13 protein-coding genes and 1 other annotated feature are annotated in these 16,490 nt (G+C 48.6%); of the genes, 9 read left to right on the top strand and 4 right to left on the bottom strand.

All coding sequences use genetic code 11. From position 1 onward, the window contains the following. Nucleotides 1-40 precede the first annotated feature (40 nt). Nucleotides 41-1,753: a bifunctional isocitrate dehydrogenase kinase/phosphatase gene (gene aceK / locus VP504_RS08440; RefSeq protein ID WP_325893855.1), complete on the bottom strand. Its 1,713-nt coding sequence runs from the start codon at nucleotides 1,751-1,753 to the stop codon at nucleotides 41-43. 242 nt (nucleotides 1,754-1,995) lie between these two features. After that, nucleotides 1,996-2,113: a sequence feature (Thr leader region), on the top strand. Between the two features lie 49 nt (nucleotides 2,114-2,162). Here aceK and thrA point away from each other — a divergent pair. Genes thrA through thrC form a run of 3 tightly spaced genes read left to right on the top strand, consistent with a single transcriptional unit; the run spans nucleotide 2,163 to nucleotide 6,863 of the window. Next, nucleotides 2,163-4,622: a bifunctional aspartate kinase/homoserine dehydrogenase I gene (thrA, locus tag VP504_RS08435; RefSeq protein WP_325893853.1), complete on the top strand. Its 2,460-nt coding sequence runs from the start codon at nucleotides 2,163-2,165 to the stop codon at nucleotides 4,620-4,622. Nucleotide 4,623: 1 nt separating this feature from the next. Next, on the top strand, nucleotides 4,624-5,583 hold the full coding sequence (thrB, locus tag VP504_RS08430) for a homoserine kinase (protein ID WP_325893852.1): 960 nt from the start codon (nucleotides 4,624-4,626) through the stop codon (nucleotides 5,581-5,583). Further along, a complete protein-coding gene (gene thrC, locus VP504_RS08425; protein WP_325893851.1) occupies nucleotides 5,580-6,863 on the top strand; it encodes a threonine synthase in 1,284 nt (427 codons plus the stop codon). Before thrB ends, thrC begins: the two co-directional genes overlap by 4 nt. Nucleotides 6,864-6,923: 60 nt before the next feature. Here the strand turns inward: thrC and grcA are convergent, their stop codons facing one another. After that, entirely contained in the window at nucleotides 6,924-7,301 is a 378-nt protein-coding gene (gene grcA / locus VP504_RS08420) for an autonomous glycyl radical cofactor GrcA (RefSeq protein ID WP_325893850.1), read from the bottom strand. 404 nt (nucleotides 7,302-7,705) lie between these two features. Here grcA and nfo point away from each other — a divergent pair, with 404 nt between their 5' ends. The 4 genes from nfo (at nucleotide 7,706) to VP504_RS08400 (ending at nucleotide 11,426) form a co-directional block, all read left to right on the top strand. Then, the gene (gene nfo / locus VP504_RS08415) at nucleotides 7,706-8,572 is read left to right on the top strand and encodes a deoxyribonuclease IV (protein WP_325893849.1); all 867 of its coding nucleotides are present in this window, start codon (nucleotides 7,706-7,708) and stop codon (nucleotides 8,570-8,572) included. A 39-nt stretch (nucleotides 8,573-8,611) separates the two neighbouring features. Next, on the top strand, nucleotides 8,612-9,292 hold the full coding sequence (ung, locus tag VP504_RS08410; RefSeq protein WP_165017091.1) for a uracil-DNA glycosylase: 681 nt from the start codon (nucleotides 8,612-8,614) through the stop codon (nucleotides 9,290-9,292). Nucleotides 9,293-9,453: 161 nt separating this feature from the next. Further along, nucleotides 9,454-9,981: a hemerythrin domain-containing protein gene (locus tag VP504_RS08405; RefSeq protein ID WP_325893848.1), complete on the top strand. Its 528-nt coding sequence runs from the start codon at nucleotides 9,454-9,456 to the stop codon at nucleotides 9,979-9,981. A gap of 122 nt (nucleotides 9,982-10,103) precedes the next feature. Then, nucleotides 10,104-11,426 carry an IS4 family transposase gene (locus VP504_RS08400; protein ID WP_325891603.1) on the top strand — a complete coding sequence of 441 codons (1,323 nt, stop codon included), beginning with the start codon at nucleotides 10,104-10,106 and terminating at the stop codon, nucleotides 11,424-11,426. 94 nt (nucleotides 11,427-11,520) lie between these two features. Here the strand turns inward: VP504_RS08400 and VP504_RS08395 are convergent, their stop codons facing one another. Then, the gene (locus VP504_RS08395; protein ID WP_325893847.1) at nucleotides 11,521-11,703 is read right to left on the bottom strand and encodes a DUF3545 family protein; all 183 of its coding nucleotides are present in this window, start codon (nucleotides 11,701-11,703) and stop codon (nucleotides 11,521-11,523) included. A 614-nt stretch (nucleotides 11,704-12,317) separates the two neighbouring features. On the opposite strand from VP504_RS08395, the gene VP504_RS08390 reads away from it, so the two are divergent. Next, nucleotides 12,318-13,775, top strand: a complete 1,458-nt coding sequence (locus VP504_RS08390; protein ID WP_325893846.1) for an alanine/glycine:cation symporter family protein — start codon at nucleotides 12,318-12,320, stop codon at nucleotides 13,773-13,775. 113 nt (nucleotides 13,776-13,888) lie between these two features. Beyond that, complete coding sequence (gene yaaA, locus VP504_RS08385) at nucleotides 13,889-14,662, top strand: peroxide stress protein YaaA (RefSeq protein ID WP_325893844.1); 774 nt, start codon at nucleotides 13,889-13,891, stop codon at nucleotides 14,660-14,662. Nucleotides 14,663-14,732: 70 nt separating this feature from the next. Here yaaA and VP504_RS08380 read toward each other — a convergent pair whose 3' ends face one another. Further along, nucleotides 14,733-16,274, bottom strand: a complete 1,542-nt coding sequence (locus VP504_RS08380; protein ID WP_046303903.1) for an alanine/glycine:cation symporter family protein — start codon at nucleotides 16,272-16,274, stop codon at nucleotides 14,733-14,735. Nucleotides 16,275-16,490 lie beyond the last annotated feature (216 nt).

Here is a 16,490-nt window from a genome sequence, read left to right as displayed (position 1 = left end):
GGCGGTAGAAAATTGACGCCGATTGCTCGGCGTCTCATTTTTACTGATTGGTAAAGCGACAATCGTCGCTGTAAGGGAAAACGTCGTTAAATTGTCCCTGTTGAATGTTGTCCTGTAGCCCTTTCCAGTAGTCCGCTTCAAAGAGATCGGAGTGTAGCTCATCAAACAGAGCTCGGATTTTAGGGTTGATCAGCAGGAAGGTACGGAACTCTTCTGGGAACACATCGTATTCGCCAACGCTGTACCAAGGCTCAGCCGCCATTTCATCTTCAGGAAAGCGAGGTGGCGGGATTTTTCGGAAATTCACTTCCGTCAAATAAGAAATTTCATCGTAATCATAGAAGATCACCCGACTGTGACGAGAAACTCCGAAGTTCTTAAACAGCATATCTCCGGCAAAGATGTTCGCAGCAGCTAGCTGTTTGATGGCGTCGCCATATTCCTGAACGGCATTTCTCAGCTCGTCGTCATCCGCCTGTTCAAGGTAAATGTTTAGCGGGATCATCCTACGCTCCATATACAGGTGGCGGATATGGACTTCGTTTTTTGTCAGTTTGATTAGCGAAGGCGCCACTTCCATCAACTCGTCAATGAGGTCTTCACTGAAGCGCTCTCTTGGGAAAATGAAGTTGCGATAATCCAGGGTATCCGCCATGCGACCAACGCGGTCGTGTTCTTTAACCAAGCGGTATTTCTCTTTGACCACCGCATGGGTGATGTCCTTTTGCGGAGCGAACCTGTCTTTGATGATCTTGAAGACAAAGCCATAAGAGGGCAGGGTGAACACTGACATCACCATGCCTTTGATCCCCGGAGCAACTACAAATTGATCGTCAGAAGATTCAATATGCTGGAGGAACTCCCGGTAGAGTTCGGTCTTACCGTGCTTTTGACAACCAATCGCGGTATAGAGCTGAGCAGGGGTTTTATGGGGCATTAGTTGGTTAAGAAAATCAACTAATGCAGCGGGTGCTGGTGCGAAAACCATAAAATAGGAACGGGCGAAACCAAAGATAACGCTGAGCTCATCCGCATCAGCAATACAGGCATCCACGTAAAGTTCATTTTTCGAGTTCACCAACAAAGGCAGTACTAACGGGCGAACCTGATTCGCCATATCAATCCGTCCTATCAGGTAAGCGGCCTTGTTCCGGTAGAAAGGCTCACGCACCATATCGATAGTAACTTCGGTCAATTGTGGACCCAGCCTTCTTTGCAACGCTTCGACAATACGGTGCACATCGCGTGCTTTGTTAACCCAAGGAAGGGTGAAGGGAGTGTCATCCAGAATGCGCTCAATGGTCTGGATAAGCTTCTGGTTGGATGAATAGCGTTTTAACAGTGGCGTCGGATATCTAGGAATGCGGCCACCCTGAGAGCTATTCACAAACAGCTTTTCACGGCGGATATTGCGGTGATCGAACATTCTGCAATACACAGAGTTAAAAAAGCTTTCTGCAATGTCATAGCGCGGATAGTCGTCCAATAAACGACTGTATTCCTCTTTTACCGCCATCAGAAAAGAACGTATAGCATGTTGTCGCCCCAGCATGGTTTTTAATTGCTGGCTGACAAGGCCCACGTGGTGGTCGTAAAAGTTAATGCGGGTTTTCAGTGCTTTTTGAACGCTTTTCCAGTCGCGCGCTTCAAACCTTTCCTGTGCCCCAGCCGTGACATCCAAAAATCGGCCGTACATGGCATCAGAGCCCTGCAATATGGTCTGTGCGACCAACTCCTCCATCGCAACTGCCATGGTTCCCTCCTACGCGGTTGCTGATTTTCTGTCCAATTCAAGTAACTATGTCTGCCTAAATCACTCTTAGCAAGGAAGATGCTGGGAAATGGTGCGGTTTCTCATCTTTTAAATTCGTTAGTAAGAGTTGCGAATTGAAGCGTTTTTTTGAGAGATAACTTAAATTTTTGTTGACCTTGATACCCTTGTTCGGTAAAGGTTATAAAAACGCAGCACGGTAGGTTAAAAACCCATGCTTAAAACAGTCGGCACTACAACTATTATCACCATTATTACCAACACCATTGGTGAGGGTGCGGGCTGACATGCACAGAATTTTAAAAAGAAGCCCGTACCCAACAAGGTACGGGCTTTTTTTTAACCCCTTTATTATTAAATTTGCGAGTTCTGGAAGGAATTGGAGGAAAGGATGCGAGTATTAAAGTTTGGTGGTACTTCGCTGGCAAATGCTGAGAGATTCAGCCGCGCAGCAGAGATCATCACCAGCAATACCTGCCAAAGTGAGGTATCTGCGGTTCTATCCGCGCCTGCTAAGATCACTAACCTATTGGTTGATGTGATTGATAACACAGTTAAACATGGCGAAGCCGAGATTCAGGTTGCTGAGATCAGGAAAATCTTTTCCGCATTGTTTGATGGTCTGGAAGAAATGGAGCCAAGCATCGATAAAGCTTCGCTTTATGACAAGCTAGAGCGCTCTGTGGAGCAGTTGAAGCAATATATCCACGGTATTGCGCTATTGGGCTTATGCCCCGACAACATCTATGCACGTATCATCAGTAAAGGTGAGCGCCTTTCTATTGCGACTATGTCTGCACTGCTTCAAGCCCGCGGTTACAACACTTTTGAAATTGACCCGGTAAAATACCTTCAGGCAAAAGGTGATTACCTTGAAGCTATGGTCGATATCGAAGTGTCTTCCGACCGCTTCAAAAAAGAACCCATTCCTGCTGCACACATCGGTTTGATGCCAGGTTTCACTGCGTCTAACGAGCAAGGCGAACTTGTTACCCTTGGCCGTAATGGTTCTGATTACTCTGCTGCAGTACTGGCAGCTTGTGTACGCGCTGAGTGCTGCGAGATTTGGACGGACGTTGACGGTGTTTACAGCTGTGATCCGCGTTTGGTGCCGGATGCGACGTTACTTAAGTCCCTGAGCTATCAGGAAGCCATGGAGCTTTCTTACTTTGGTGCAAAAGTGCTTCACCCGAAAACCATTCTTCCAATCGCACGTTTCCATATTCCTTGTCTGATCAAAAACACCGCGAACCCACAGGGCGCTGGTACTTTGATCGGTAATGACAGTGGTGAAGACAACCTTGCAGTGAAAGGGATCACCACCCTTAGCAAACTGAGCATGGTGAATGTGTCAGGTCCAGGAATGAAAGGCATGGTCGGCATGGCTGCCCGTGTATTTGGTGCAATGTCAGCCGCAGGTGTTTCTGTTGTTCTTATTACTCAATCCTCTTCTGAATACAGCATCAGCTTTTGTATTGAAGCGGAAGATAAGCCAATGGCGCAGCGCGCGCTTCAGGAAAGCTTTGAGCTCGAACTGAAAGACGGTCTGCTTGAGCCGGTTGAGTTTGTCGACAACGTGGCGATTGTGTCGCTAGTGGGCGACGCGATGCGAACCTCGAAAGGCGTTGCATCTCAATTCTTTACGTCATTGGCAGAAGTGAACGTAAACATTGTAGCAATTGCACAGGGCTCTTCTGAGCGCTCAATCTCTGCAGTTATCCCAGATGACAGCGTGTCAGAAGCGGTGAAAGCGTGTCACGAAAACCTCTTTAACTCTAACCACTACCTGGATGTGTTTGTAGTCGGTGTTGGTGGTGTTGGTGGCGAACTGGTTGAGCAGGTGAAACGCCAGCAGGCGAAACTGGCTGGTCAGGGCATTGTTATCCGAGTGTGTGGAATGGCAAACAGCCGTGGCATGGTGCTGAACAGTAAAGGGATTGATCTGAACAACTGGCGCGATGAGCTGGCGAAAGCAGAAGAGCCGTTCAGCCTCCCTCGTATGGTGAGCCTGGTTCAGCAAAACCACATCATCAACCCTGTGTTTATCGACTGTACTTCAGATCAGGCGATTGCTGATCAATACGCAGATTTTCTGTCTGCAGGCTTCCACGTGATCACACCGAACAAGAAAGCCAACACAGCGGGCATGGCATACTATCAACAGCTGCGTAAGTCTGCCCGTGCAACCCGTCGTAAGTTCATGTACGACACAACTGTGGGCGCTGGTCTGCCAGTCATCGAAAACCTCCAAAACCTGATTGCTGCGGGTGACGAGCTCGAGAAGTTCACCGGCATCTTGTCTGGTTCTCTGTCTCACATCTTCGGTAAGCTCGACGAAGGCCAGAGCTTCTGTGAAGCAACGACAGCAGCACGTGAGAGCGGCTTCACTGAACCGGATCCACGTGATGACCTCTCTGGTATGGACGTGGCGCGTAAGCTTCTTATCCTTGCCCGTGAAGCAGGTATGCACCTTGAACTGGAAGATGTTGAGGTTGAGCCAGCACTGCCACCGGGCTTTGACGCCTCTGGCGATGTAGATTCCTTTATGGCAAAACTGCCGGAAGCTGATGCTTACTTTGAGAAACTGGCTAGTGATGCACGTGCCGAAGGCAAAGTATTGCGCTATGTAGGCAGCATCGAACACGGTCAATGTTCAGTGAAAATCCAGGCTGTGGATGCTGACGACCCAATGTTCAAAATTAAAGAGGGAGAGAACGCGTTGGCTTTCTACAGCCGTTACTACCAACCAATCCCATTGGTATTGCGAGGCTACGGTGCAGGTACTGCCGTGACAGCGGCAGGTGTGTTCGCAGACTTGATGCGTACACTTGGCTGGAAACTGGGGGTATAAGATGAGCGTTGTTGTTTACGCACCGGCTTCAATCGGCAACGTCAGTGTAGGCTTCGATGTATTGGGCGCCGCTGTGTCGCCCATCGACGGTACTTTGCTTGGCGATCGCGTGAAAGTGGAAGATGGTGGTGATGTACCATTTACCCTGAACTGCGTCGGTAGCTTTGTTGATAAGCTGCCTAAAGATCAGAAAGAAAACATCGTTTATCAGAGCTTCGTGGTCTTCTCCCGTGAAATGGAAAAGTTGGGACAGCATGTTCGTCACGTCACCATGACTCTCGAAAAGAACATGCCTATTGGTTCTGGTCTGGGTTCCAGTGCTTGTTCTATCGTTGCCGCTCTGGATGCCCTGAACAAGTTCCATGATGAAGCGTTGGACGAAACAACTTTGCTGGCGCTGATGGGCGAGATGGAAGCAGCGATTTCCGGCAGCCTTCACTATGACAATGTGGCGCCTTGTTACCTTGGCGGTCTGCAGCTGATGGTAGAGCAAATGGGGATTATCAGTCAGGAAGTACCTTGCTTTGACGAATGGTACTGGGTGATGGCTTATCCGGGGATCAAAGTACCGACTGCTGAAGCGCGTGCGATTTTGCCTGCACAATATCGTCGTCAGGATGTGATTAATCACGGTCGCCATCTGGCAGGCTTCATCCATGGCTGTTATTCTGGCCAGCCACAACTTGCTGCGAGCATGATCAAAGACGTGGTTGCAGAACCTTACCGCGAGAAATTGTTGCCAGGCTTCGCCGAAGCCAGACACTACGCGGAAGATGCAGGCGCACTGGCGACGGGCATCTCAGGTTCCGGCCCGACGCTGTTTAGCATCACGGATGACAAAGCCGTGGCAGAGCGCGTAGCGAAGTGGCTAGAGGAAAATTACGTTCAGAACGAAGAAGGATTTGTCCACATCTGTCGATTGGATGTGAAAGGATCGACAGTGACAGGAAGTGAACTATGAAGCTTTACAACATCAAAGAAAATGACGAACAGGTATCGTTCGGCCAAGCGGTAAAACAGGGTCTTGGCCGTAATCAGGGTCTGTTCTTTCCAAGCGAACTGCCAAAATTTGACGACGTTGATGCGCTGCTGGACAAAGATTTTGTCAGCCGCAGCAGCGAGATCCTTTCAGCATTCATCGGTGACGAGCTGTCGCCAGAAACCGTGCGCAACATGGTGGATAATGCCTTCCAATTCCCGGCACCTGTCGAGAAAGTGACTGACCAAATCAGCGCACTTGAGCTGTTCCACGGCCCAACACTGGCGTTTAAAGACTTTGGTGGCCGTTTTATGGCGCAATCGCTGGCAGCAGTGTCTGACAGCGGCAAAGTGACCATTCTGACTGCTACTTCTGGTGATACCGGTGCTGCTGTTGCCCATGCGTTCTACGGCATGGAAAACATCAACGTGGTTATCCTTTACCCGAAAGGTAAGATCAGCCCACTGCAGGAAAAACTCTTCTGTACTCTGGGTGGCAACATCCACACTGTGGCCATCAACGGTACTTTCGATGACTGTCAGGCCATGGTGAAAAATGCCTTTGATGATGCAGAGCTTCGCGCAGCGATTGGCCTGAACTCTGCAAACTCGATCAATATCAGCCGCCTGATGGCGCAAATCTGCTACTACTTTGAAGCAGCGTCGCAGTTGACCAAAGCACAACGAGAAAACCTGGTGGTTGCAGTGCCAAGTGGTAACTTCGGTAACCTGACTGCGGGTCTATTGGCGAAAGCGATTGGCCTGCCAATCAAACGTTTCATCGCAGCAACCAACGTGAATGATACCGTCCCACGTTACCTGAAAACCGGTGAGTGGACGCCAGAACCGACTATCCCAACACTATCAAATGCGATGGACGTGAGTCAGCCAAACAACTGGCCGCGCATTGAAGAGCTTTGTCAGCGTCAAGGCTGGGGTCTGAACGAGCTGGGTGCAGGTGCTGTGACTGATGAGCAAACGGCAGAAACGCTGAAAGCAATGTTTGATGGAGGTTACCTGTGTGAGCCACACGGTGCCATTGCTTACCGCGTGCTGGACGAGCAACTGCAGGATGGTGAGTACGGTTTGTTCCTGTGTACGGCACATCCGGCGAAATTCAAAGAGTCTGTCGATGAGATCCTGACTCAGGACATTCCGCTGCCAGGCCCGCTGGCCAAACACGCGGCGATGGAACTGCTTTCTGTTGAGCAGGATGCGGATTTCGCACAACTTCGTGATTATCTGATGAAGGTTGCTGGCTAATCTCACGCGACATAAAACAAAAAACCGGCCAATTGGCCGGTTTTTTATGTTTCTACTAACTTACAGAGTGTTAGTGAAAGTACGTGCGATAACGTCACGTTGCTGTTCAACAGTCAGAGAGTTGAAACGCACTGCGTAGCCAGATACGCGGATAGTCAGCTGAGGGTATTTTTCTGGGTGCTTAGCAGCGTCTTCCAGTGTTTCACGCTTCAGAACGTTAACATTCAGGTGCTGACCACCTTCGATTTTTGCAGGTACTTCGACAGCGATTTCACGGCTTTCGTACTCGCCCAGATCTGCTGCAGGGATAACCTGATCCGCTTCGAAACCCGCTTTTGCTGCAACGCAACGTGCTTCGTTGGTTTCGCTGTCCAGCAGCCAGATAGAGTTCAGCAGGTCGTCGTTTGCCGCTTTAGTGATTTGAATACCAGTGATCATAATCCTTCCCCTTTTGATAGGCTTGGTGGTTTTAATTTTCCATCAATTGATGAGCTGGGTACTTGTATACCTTAATTTTTGTGAGGGTATTTTGATTTTAGTCAAAATACAATCAAAATATGCGAAATTTACGCCTTGGATTTTTTGTTTTGAATCAATAAAAGATCAAATATATGGTTTAAAACAAATTTTTAACAAGACGATATTCTGTTAAAAATTACAAATGTAATTTAATTACTACATTTATGGCGTGTGAATTGCATTGGGATACATGCGGATATCGCCCCAAGTCCATGTGATGGCACAGTCTGGTGGTGCTAGAGCGATATGCAAATCAAAACGGACTTTTACGGTATGAGTAACTTAAAATGTTGTTGGTTACGGTTTCGACCTGGAGAGAGAAGATGAAGTTTATCGGAGCACATGTATCCGCTTCCGGTGGGGTAGAAAATGCCCCGGTTAACGCCGCGGCAATTGGTGCCAATGCGTTTGCACTGTTTACCAAGAACCAAAGACAGTGGCAGGCAAAGCCACTGGAAGCGAAAAATGTCTCGGCATTCAAAGCAAACTGCCAAAAGCATGGTTTCGTGCCTGAAGCTGTTTTGCCACATGATTCTTACCTCATCAATTTGGGTGCACCTGAAGAAGAAAAGCTGGAGAAATCCCGCGCTGCCTTCATTGATGAAATGGAACGTTGCCAGACACTCGGGCTTCCTTTGCTGAATTTCCATCCGGGCAGCCATTTGAAGAAAATCAGTGAGGAAGCCTGCCTTTCCCTGATTGCTGAATCTATCAATCAGGCACATCAAGCCGTACCAGAGGTCGTTGCCGTGATTGAAAACACTGCGGGTCAGGGGACCAATCTTGGATGGTCGTTTGAGCAACTGGCGGCGATTATCTCGCAAGTGCAAGATAAATCCCGTGTGGGTGTCTGTATTGATACCTGCCACGCCTTTGCGGCAGGGTATGATCTTCGCACTCACTGCGCGGCAGAAGCGACTTTTACGGAGTTTGATAACACAGTAGGTTTTCAGTATCTGCGTGGTATGCACCTCAACGATTCTAAAACGCCTTTTGGTAGCCGGGTTGATCGTCATCAGGCGCTGGGGGAGGGCGAGATTGGTTTACCGTGTTTTGAGGTCATCATGCAAGACAATCGTTTCAATGGCATTCCATTGATTCTGGAGACCATTAAACCGGAAGTGTGGGCGGATGAAATCCGTTTGCTGCGTCAGTTTGAAGTCACAGCATCTGAGCGTGTTTCTGCGTAGAATAGCGGACGCTGAAGAATAGAGAGGATTGGGGAAAGCATGACACAGGCGATGACTTGGCACGATGTGATTGGCCAGGAAAAGGAACAGGACTATTTCAAACACACTATGGCTTATGTGGCGGAAGCCCGTGAGAAAGGCACAGTGATTTACCCGCCTAAGGAAGACGTATTTAATGCCTTCCGCTTTACAGAGCTGGAAGATGTGAAAGTGGTGATCCTGGGGCAGGACCCTTACCACGGTCCTAATCAGGCACATGGTCTTTGTTTTTCAGTCCTGCCCGGTATCAAAACGCCACCCTCGCTGGTGAACATGTATAAAGAGCTGGCTCAGGATATTCCAGGTTTCACCATTCCACAGCATGGATACCTCAAAAGCTGGGCGGATCAGGGCGTGTTGCTCCTTAATACCGTTCTGACGGTCGAGCAGGGTAACGCACACTCTCATGCCCACTTAGGATGGGAAACCTTTACTGATCGCGTGATAGAAGCCGTAAACCAACATTGTGAAGGGGTCGTGTTCCTGCTTTGGGGCTCCCACGCCCGCAAGAAAGGCCGTGTGATTGATCGTAACCGTCACCATGTGTTGGAAGCGCCACACCCATCTCCACTTTCCGCGCATCGTGGATTTTTGGGCTGCAAACATTTTTCTACCACAAACACACTGCTTACCCAGTCTGGTAAAGCGCCGATTAACTGGCAGCCAGAACTCGACGGATAGATTCGTTTCATTGAGTTTCGAAAGCCCGTGATTTTCATCGCGGGCTTTTTGTTTGTTAGTAGTGCAAAGGTGAAACTGAACAAAAAATGACCTTGCGCAATTTGTGAACAGTCCGGTTCGATAGACTGATCTCGTGGTGTGAATGAAGAAAGGGAGGAGCTATGTTAGTAGCCAGCATTCATAGAGATCACCGGAACATCAGCCGACTGCTTAAACTGTTGTCGAAAAAGCTGACGGCTATTCAGCAGGAAAAGCCCGTTAACTACAGCCTGATTAAGGATACCGTCAGCTACCTGCAAGAGCACGCTGAAAAGTATCACCATCCAAAAGAAGACCTTATTTACCACTACTATTTACAGCATTACCCTGATTCAGAGGGTGTGGCCAGATTGGATGATGAGCACGAAGCACTCGCCGGTTTAACCGCTGAATTTGCGGATACCGTCGACATGATATTGATGGACGCTGTCATTCCGCTCGATCTCTTTGCAGACAAACTCAACAGGTTTGTAGGCTGTCAGAAAGAACATCTGGATTTGGAAGAGAAAAGTATCCTGCCTGTTTTGGAGCAAATCCTGACAGCTGAAGATTGGGAATACCTGCATACACAATGGGAGGAAGAAGATATTGATCCGCTGTTTGGTGAGCAAGTGGCAGACAGGTTCAAAGAGCTTGCCGCTGGGTTATAAATCCAAGACAAAAAAAGGCACCCCATCTCGGGTAATGCCGATCAGTTAAGCAATAAATGATCGGTTGAACGATCCTTATAGGCTGTCAAAATCCGAGTGTTTCTCTGCACTCGGATTTCTTTATGTTCTTAAGGCAAGCGCTCGACCGAATACACCAATTCTCTGCTGACCAACTCAATGGGCTATCAGATCTCCTTTGCCCCACACTGATTAATCAATGTCTTGAAGACACGGGCGTCGCCACGATTCGTAAGCGTCGACTCCCCATGGAACTGATGGTGTGGAGCGTGGTGGGAATGTCTCTTTATCGGCATCTATCGATGAGCAAGGTGGTCTCTCAGCTTGATATATTACTTCCGGGTAAGAAGCCTTTTGTTGCGCCGAGCGCGGTGATTCATGCCCGTAAGAAACTAGGACATGAACCCGTAGAAGCGGTGTTCAACCAAACTCAGCAATTGTGGCATGAGAAAACCCCGCATCCCGATTGGTACGGGCTCACTTTGCATGCCGTCGATGGCGTGGTTTGGCGAACACCTGATACGACTGACAATGATAAGGCGTTTAGTCGAACAGGTAATAAAACAACGACGTCAGACTATCCCCAAGTTCGCATGGTCTGCCACATGGAATTGACGAGCCATCTGCTCAACAGTGCCGCCTTTGACTCCGTCTCGGTCAGTGAGATTGACCTCACCGCTCAGCTTATCGACAAAGCCCAAGACAATAGCCTTACCCTGTTTGACAAAGGCTTCTACGCATTGGGACTTCTCCATCGTTGGCAAAGCCAAGGAGAGGAAAGACACTGGCTAATTCCCCTTCGTAAAGGGGCGCAATATAAGACGTTAAGAAAACTGGGACGCGGTCAGGAGCTGGTTGAGCTCTCCCTGACTGCCCAAGCGAAAAAGAAGTGGGTAGATGCGCCGGATACACTGGAAGCCAGACTCATTACCACCAAGATAAAAGGGAAAGAAGTCAAACTGCTGACTTCCATGACCGACCCTAAGCGTTATATAGGTGCAGATATCGCAGAGCTCTACAGTCATCGCTGGGAAATCGAATTAGGCTACCGAGAGATGAAACAGTCCATGCTTCAAAATAGCCTGACGCTAAGAAGTAAAACGCCGGCGTTAGTGAAACAGGAGCTTTGGGGAATGCTGCTCGCCTATAACCTGTTGCGTTTTATGATGTGCCAGATGGCGTATTCCTTGAATACGGTGATGCCATACCAAATAGGCTTTAAGCAGGCATCGATATTTTTGGTGAGTCAGTTGCAGATGCTTCCGGCTGTCGCGCCGGGCAGATACCCAGAAGTACTCAGATATATCCTCGATATGGCAGAGAGCTTTGTGCTTCCAGAGAGGCGGGAGAGGACATATCCCAGAGCAGTAAAGAAAAGGCCCAGTCGCTATGCGACTAGGCCTTCTAGAAAGCGTCATTCAGCTTAATTCACATGCATTACCCCATCTCGGGTGCCTTTTCTCTAAAATTCCATTGTTATACTGTCAGTAAATTGACGATTTAAACCAGTGAGTACGCTACTTAAAAATCGAAATCGCTGTCGCTGATATCACCGAGCATATCGATATCTTGCAGCTCTTTGCGCAGGCGTTGTCTGTCTTTTAACGCCTCAATTTCTCTCCACTTACGTTTTGCTTGTTTGGTTCGTCCACCGCGTTGTGGTCGCTCTTGATCGAATACATCATCAAAGGCAAAGCTATCCATAAATTCACCTCGTTTTACCGTTGCGGTCGCTAATTAAGTATCAAACCTCCGACAAAATAAAATTGAAGTGTTTCTCATTTGTTGCACCTCAGTGAAGTTTTTATGAGAACACAATCAACTTTATTTCGTCACTGAACAAAATGTGCGCAGTTGCAGTGCCTTAAGTTGTCTCACAGCTACAACATCAAATTCATCCGGAGAGGTGCTCCTCAAGCCCCTGTCAAAGCAACAGACCGGGTAAAGACAGAATTTGGTCACACATTGAATAAAATGCATAAAGGGTGCCAGACAAGGTGAACGCGATGTTCCAATCCTGTTATGGAAAAGCGGTGGTGTGAACGTTTGGTCTTGATTTGAGAGCATATCTCACATATCCAATATAAAAAAATATGCATATTGATTTTTATGTTATCTACCTGCATCATCTCGCGGCAATTTGCGGTGATTGCCGCAATACCGACACATTTTCAGGTTTTGTGTGGCCCTTTTTGGCCAGCGAGACCTGCATCATTATCGGCAGACGCTAGGCTTGCGTCAGTCGCATCTAATCGCATTTTCCTCATTTCGGGGAACGACGACATTGCGAATCAGTTTATGCGTACAGAGGGGTAGGCGTGGTAAGTCTCATCAACTTTTTAAACGACCTGATCTGGGGATCGGTGCTCATCTATCTTCTGATCGGTGGCGGTATTTTCTTTACGCTGCGCCTTGGGTTTATTCAAATTCGTCACTTCGGGCATATGTTCAAGGTGATGAAAAACAGCCGTAAATCAGACAAAGAGGGTATCTCCTCGTTTCAGGCATTGTGTACTAGCTTGGCGGCGCGTGTGGGCACGGGCAATATGGCAGGTGTTGCCGTTGCGTTAACGCTAGGTGGGCCGGGTGCCATTTTCTGGATGTGGCTGATTGCCATACTGGGTATGGCCACCGCTTTTGCTGAGAGCACGCTGGCACAGCTTTATAAAACCCGTGATGATGATGGCAACTTCCGCGGTGGTCCGGCTTACTATATGGAAAAAGGCCTTGGCATGCGCTGGATGGGCGTGGTCTTCTCTGTGCTGCTAATCATTGCGTTTGGTCTGGTTTTCAACTCAGTACAGGCTAATTCCATTACTCAGGCAGCTTACGTCGCTTTTGGCTTTGATCCCCTTCATGTTGGTGCTGTATTGGTGGTAATTGCAGCCTTTGTTATTTTTGGTGGCATTCGAAAAATTGCCCGCACGGCTGAGTTGATTGTGCCGGTGATGGCGCTGCTTTATCTGGCGCTTGCCATGTACATCATGCTGACTAATCTGGGAAAAGTGCCCGATGTACTATCGCTGATTTTCCGTAGTGCTTTTGGGCTGGAAGAGGCCGCTTCGGGCGCGCTGGGTTACACAGTGGCGCAGGGCATGGTGCAAGGCATTAAGCGTGGCCTGTTTTCCAACGAAGCAGGTATGGGCTCAGCGCCGAATGCTGCAGCCAGCGCAACGCCTTATCCTCCGCACCCTGCTTCTCAGGGATATGTGCAGATGCTGGGCGTGTTTGTAGACACCATCGTTATTTGTTCGGCCACCATGGCAATCATCCTGATGTCCGGCGAATACATGCCGGGTAGTGAAATCACCGGCATTGAATTGACCCAGCGTGCGCTTTCTAACGAAGTGGGTGACTGGGGTGGTATTTTTGTGGCTGTGGCGATTTTCTTCTTCGCGTTTACCTCAATCATTGCAAACTATTCGTATGCCGAAACCAATCTGATCTTCCTTGAGCACAACCACAAAGCGGGTTTAAACCTTTTTCGCTGTGTCGTACTTGGCATGGTGATGTTTGGTGCGATGGCTGAGTTGCCAGTCGTTTGGATCATGGCAGATACTTCAATGGGCTTGATGGCGATCGTAAACATGATTGCAATCCTTCTGCTCTCTGGCACCGTGGTGACGCTGGCGAAAGACTACAACCAGCAAGTGAAGCAGGGCAAAGTGCCGTCGTTCAACAGCCGTAATCACCCTGATATGCTCAATCAGATTGAGCCAGGCGTCTGGGGAAAACCGCAAGTAACAGAATCGGAAAATCGCCAGAAAGCAAACTGATTTATTCGGTTTCGTCTATGGCACATATAGGAAAAAGCCACGCTTGATCGCGTGGCTTTTTTGATGGTCGGTGTTACTCTTTGCTCTAATAAGAGATTGAAAGGAATGACACTATGTTGATTGTGGTTTCTCCGGCAAAAACCTTGGATTACCAATCACCGCTTGCAACGGAGCGTTACACGCAGCCAACGTTGACCGAGCACTCTAAGGCTTTGATTGATGTTTGCCGTAAGCTGACACCGGCAGATATTTCCAGTCTGATGAAAGTAAGCGACAAGATTGCAGGTTTGAACGCGGCACGCTTTACTGAGTGGTCGCCGGAGTTCACGACCGACAATGCCCGTCCAGCGGTTCTGGCATTCAAAGGCGACGTGTACACAGGCCTTGAAGCGGAAACTTTCAGTGAAGAGGACTTTGATTGGGCGCAGAATCACCTGCGAATGCTGTCAGGTCTCTATGGTCTGTTGCGTCCTCTTGATTTGATGCAGCCTTACCGCTTGGAAATGGGCACGAAGCTTGCGAACCCACGCGGTACCAATCTTTATCAGTTCTGGGGTGACATCATCACGGATGAGTTGAATCAGGCACTGGCCGCGCAGGGTGATAAGGTACTGGTTAACCTTGCATCGAATGAGTACTTCAAATCAGTCAAACCTAAGCAATTGGACGGGCAGATCATCACGCCAGTGTTCAAAGACCAGAAAAACGGCCAGTACAAAGTCATCAGCTTCTTTGCCAAAAAAGCGCGCGGCATGATGGCGCGTTACATCATCGACAACCGCATTGATTCGGTTGAGGCTTTGAAGCAGTTTGATACGGCTGGATACTGGTTCTGTAATGAAGAGTCGAGCGACAAGGAACTGGTGTTTAAGCGCGAAGAGCAGTAATCGCCATTTAAAATCAGAAAAAAGAAAAGGTTAGCCGAGGCTAACCTTTTTTGTATCTCAATAATCTCGATTAAGCAGTCGGATTGACTGGCTTACCGGAGACTTCATCCGACGCTTCGCTGTCTTGAGTACGACGTGCCAGACGACGCTCCCAGTAGTCAGCGTTCTTGATACCAAGCTTCACAGGATCGAAAGTATATTCTTCCACACCTTCTTTCTGCTGACGCTCGTAATCGTGCAGCGCTTTAAGGGCAGGCTTGCTCAGGAAGAAGATGATCACAAGGCCTACAATATTCAGCCAAGCCATCAGACCCACACCCACGTCACCCATCGCCCACGCGAGGTTGGCGGTTTTCACGGTGCCATAGAATACCGCTGCCATCAGAATCACTTTCAGCACAAACATCATGCCTGGCAGTTTGATGGTACGGCGCAGGTAGGCCACGTTGGTTTCTGCGATGTAGTAGTAAGCCAGAATCGTGGTGAACGCAAAGAAGAACAGTGCAATCGCAATGAACGGTTTGCCCCAACCCGGCATGGTGCTTTCAATTGCCATCTGGGTGAAGACTGGACCATTCGCAGCAATGTCTGCAGCAACGTTTTGGATGATGAAGGCTTCGCCAGCACCGTGAACGTTGTAGGCGCCAGTGATAAGGATCATAAACGCGGTGGCAGAACATACCAGCAGGGTATCAATGTAGATAGAGAAGGATTGAACCAGACCCTGTTGCGCTGGGTGCTGAACGTTCGCGGCAGCCGCTGCGTGTGGACCTGTACCCTGACCCGCTTCGTTAGAGTAAACACCACGCTTAACACCCCAGCCGATAGCCGCACCAACACCCGCCATAGGTGTGAATGCGTCGCCAATGATCATCGCAACGATACCTGGGATTTCAGTGATGTTCAGCGCAATGATAACGAATGCGATGATGATGTAAGCCAAAGCCATGAAAGGCACAACGACCTGAGTAAAGCTCGCGATTCGCTTTACGCCACCAAAAATGATGAAACCAAGCAAAATGGAGATGAGGGTGCCGGTGATGATTTTCGCCAGACTGTAGGTACCAATCGCGGTTTCAATCATTTCACCAGAGCCGAATGCGGCTTCAACGGCGTTACCGATACTGTTTGACTGTACGCCCGGGAGCAGAACACCACAGGCAAAAATAGTCGCGATGGCAAAAATCCATGCGTACCACTTCTGACCCATCGCTTTTTCGATGTAGTAAGCCGGACCACCACGGAATTCGCCCTTGTCTTCTTCTTTGTAGATTTGTGCAAGGGTAGATTCAGTGTAAGCCGTTGCAGCGCCAAGGAAGGCAACAACCCACATCCAGAAAACAGCACCAGGACCACCGAAACCGATCGCTGCAGCGACACCTGCGATATTACCGGTACCAACACGGCCTGAGAGTGAAACGGCCAGCGCCTGGAAAGACGAAATACCTTTCTCAGAACTTTTGCCAGAGAACAGCAGGCGAGTCATTTCTTTGAACTGACGAACCTGAACAAAGCGCGTTACGATGGAGTAGAACAGGCCAGCACCCAAACAGGTGTAAATAAGCACTGGACTCCAGATAATGCTGTTTAAAAAATCAACAACAGATTGCATTACAAGATCCCTCTAATAAAAAATATTGGATAGATGATTTTTTATCCAACGGCAGGATAATCCGAAAATGACACGAATTGTTAACATTTTGTATTGTAAATATGACGGATTGTGAGCCCGATCTTTAGTCTGCATTCCATTAGCAAACTAGAATATTTCTCTGCGACTGATCGCAAACAAATAAAAAAGGAGGCTTTTCGCCTCCTTTTCTAACGT

The sequence above is a fragment of the Grimontia sp. NTOU-MAR1 genome (assembly GCF_035758505.1).
Taxonomy (GTDB): Bacteria; Pseudomonadota; Gammaproteobacteria; order Enterobacterales; family Vibrionaceae; genus Enterovibrio; species Enterovibrio marinus.
The sequence above is the reverse complement of the archived record's forward strand: the minus strand, read 5'-3'. Positions and strand labels throughout refer to the sequence as shown.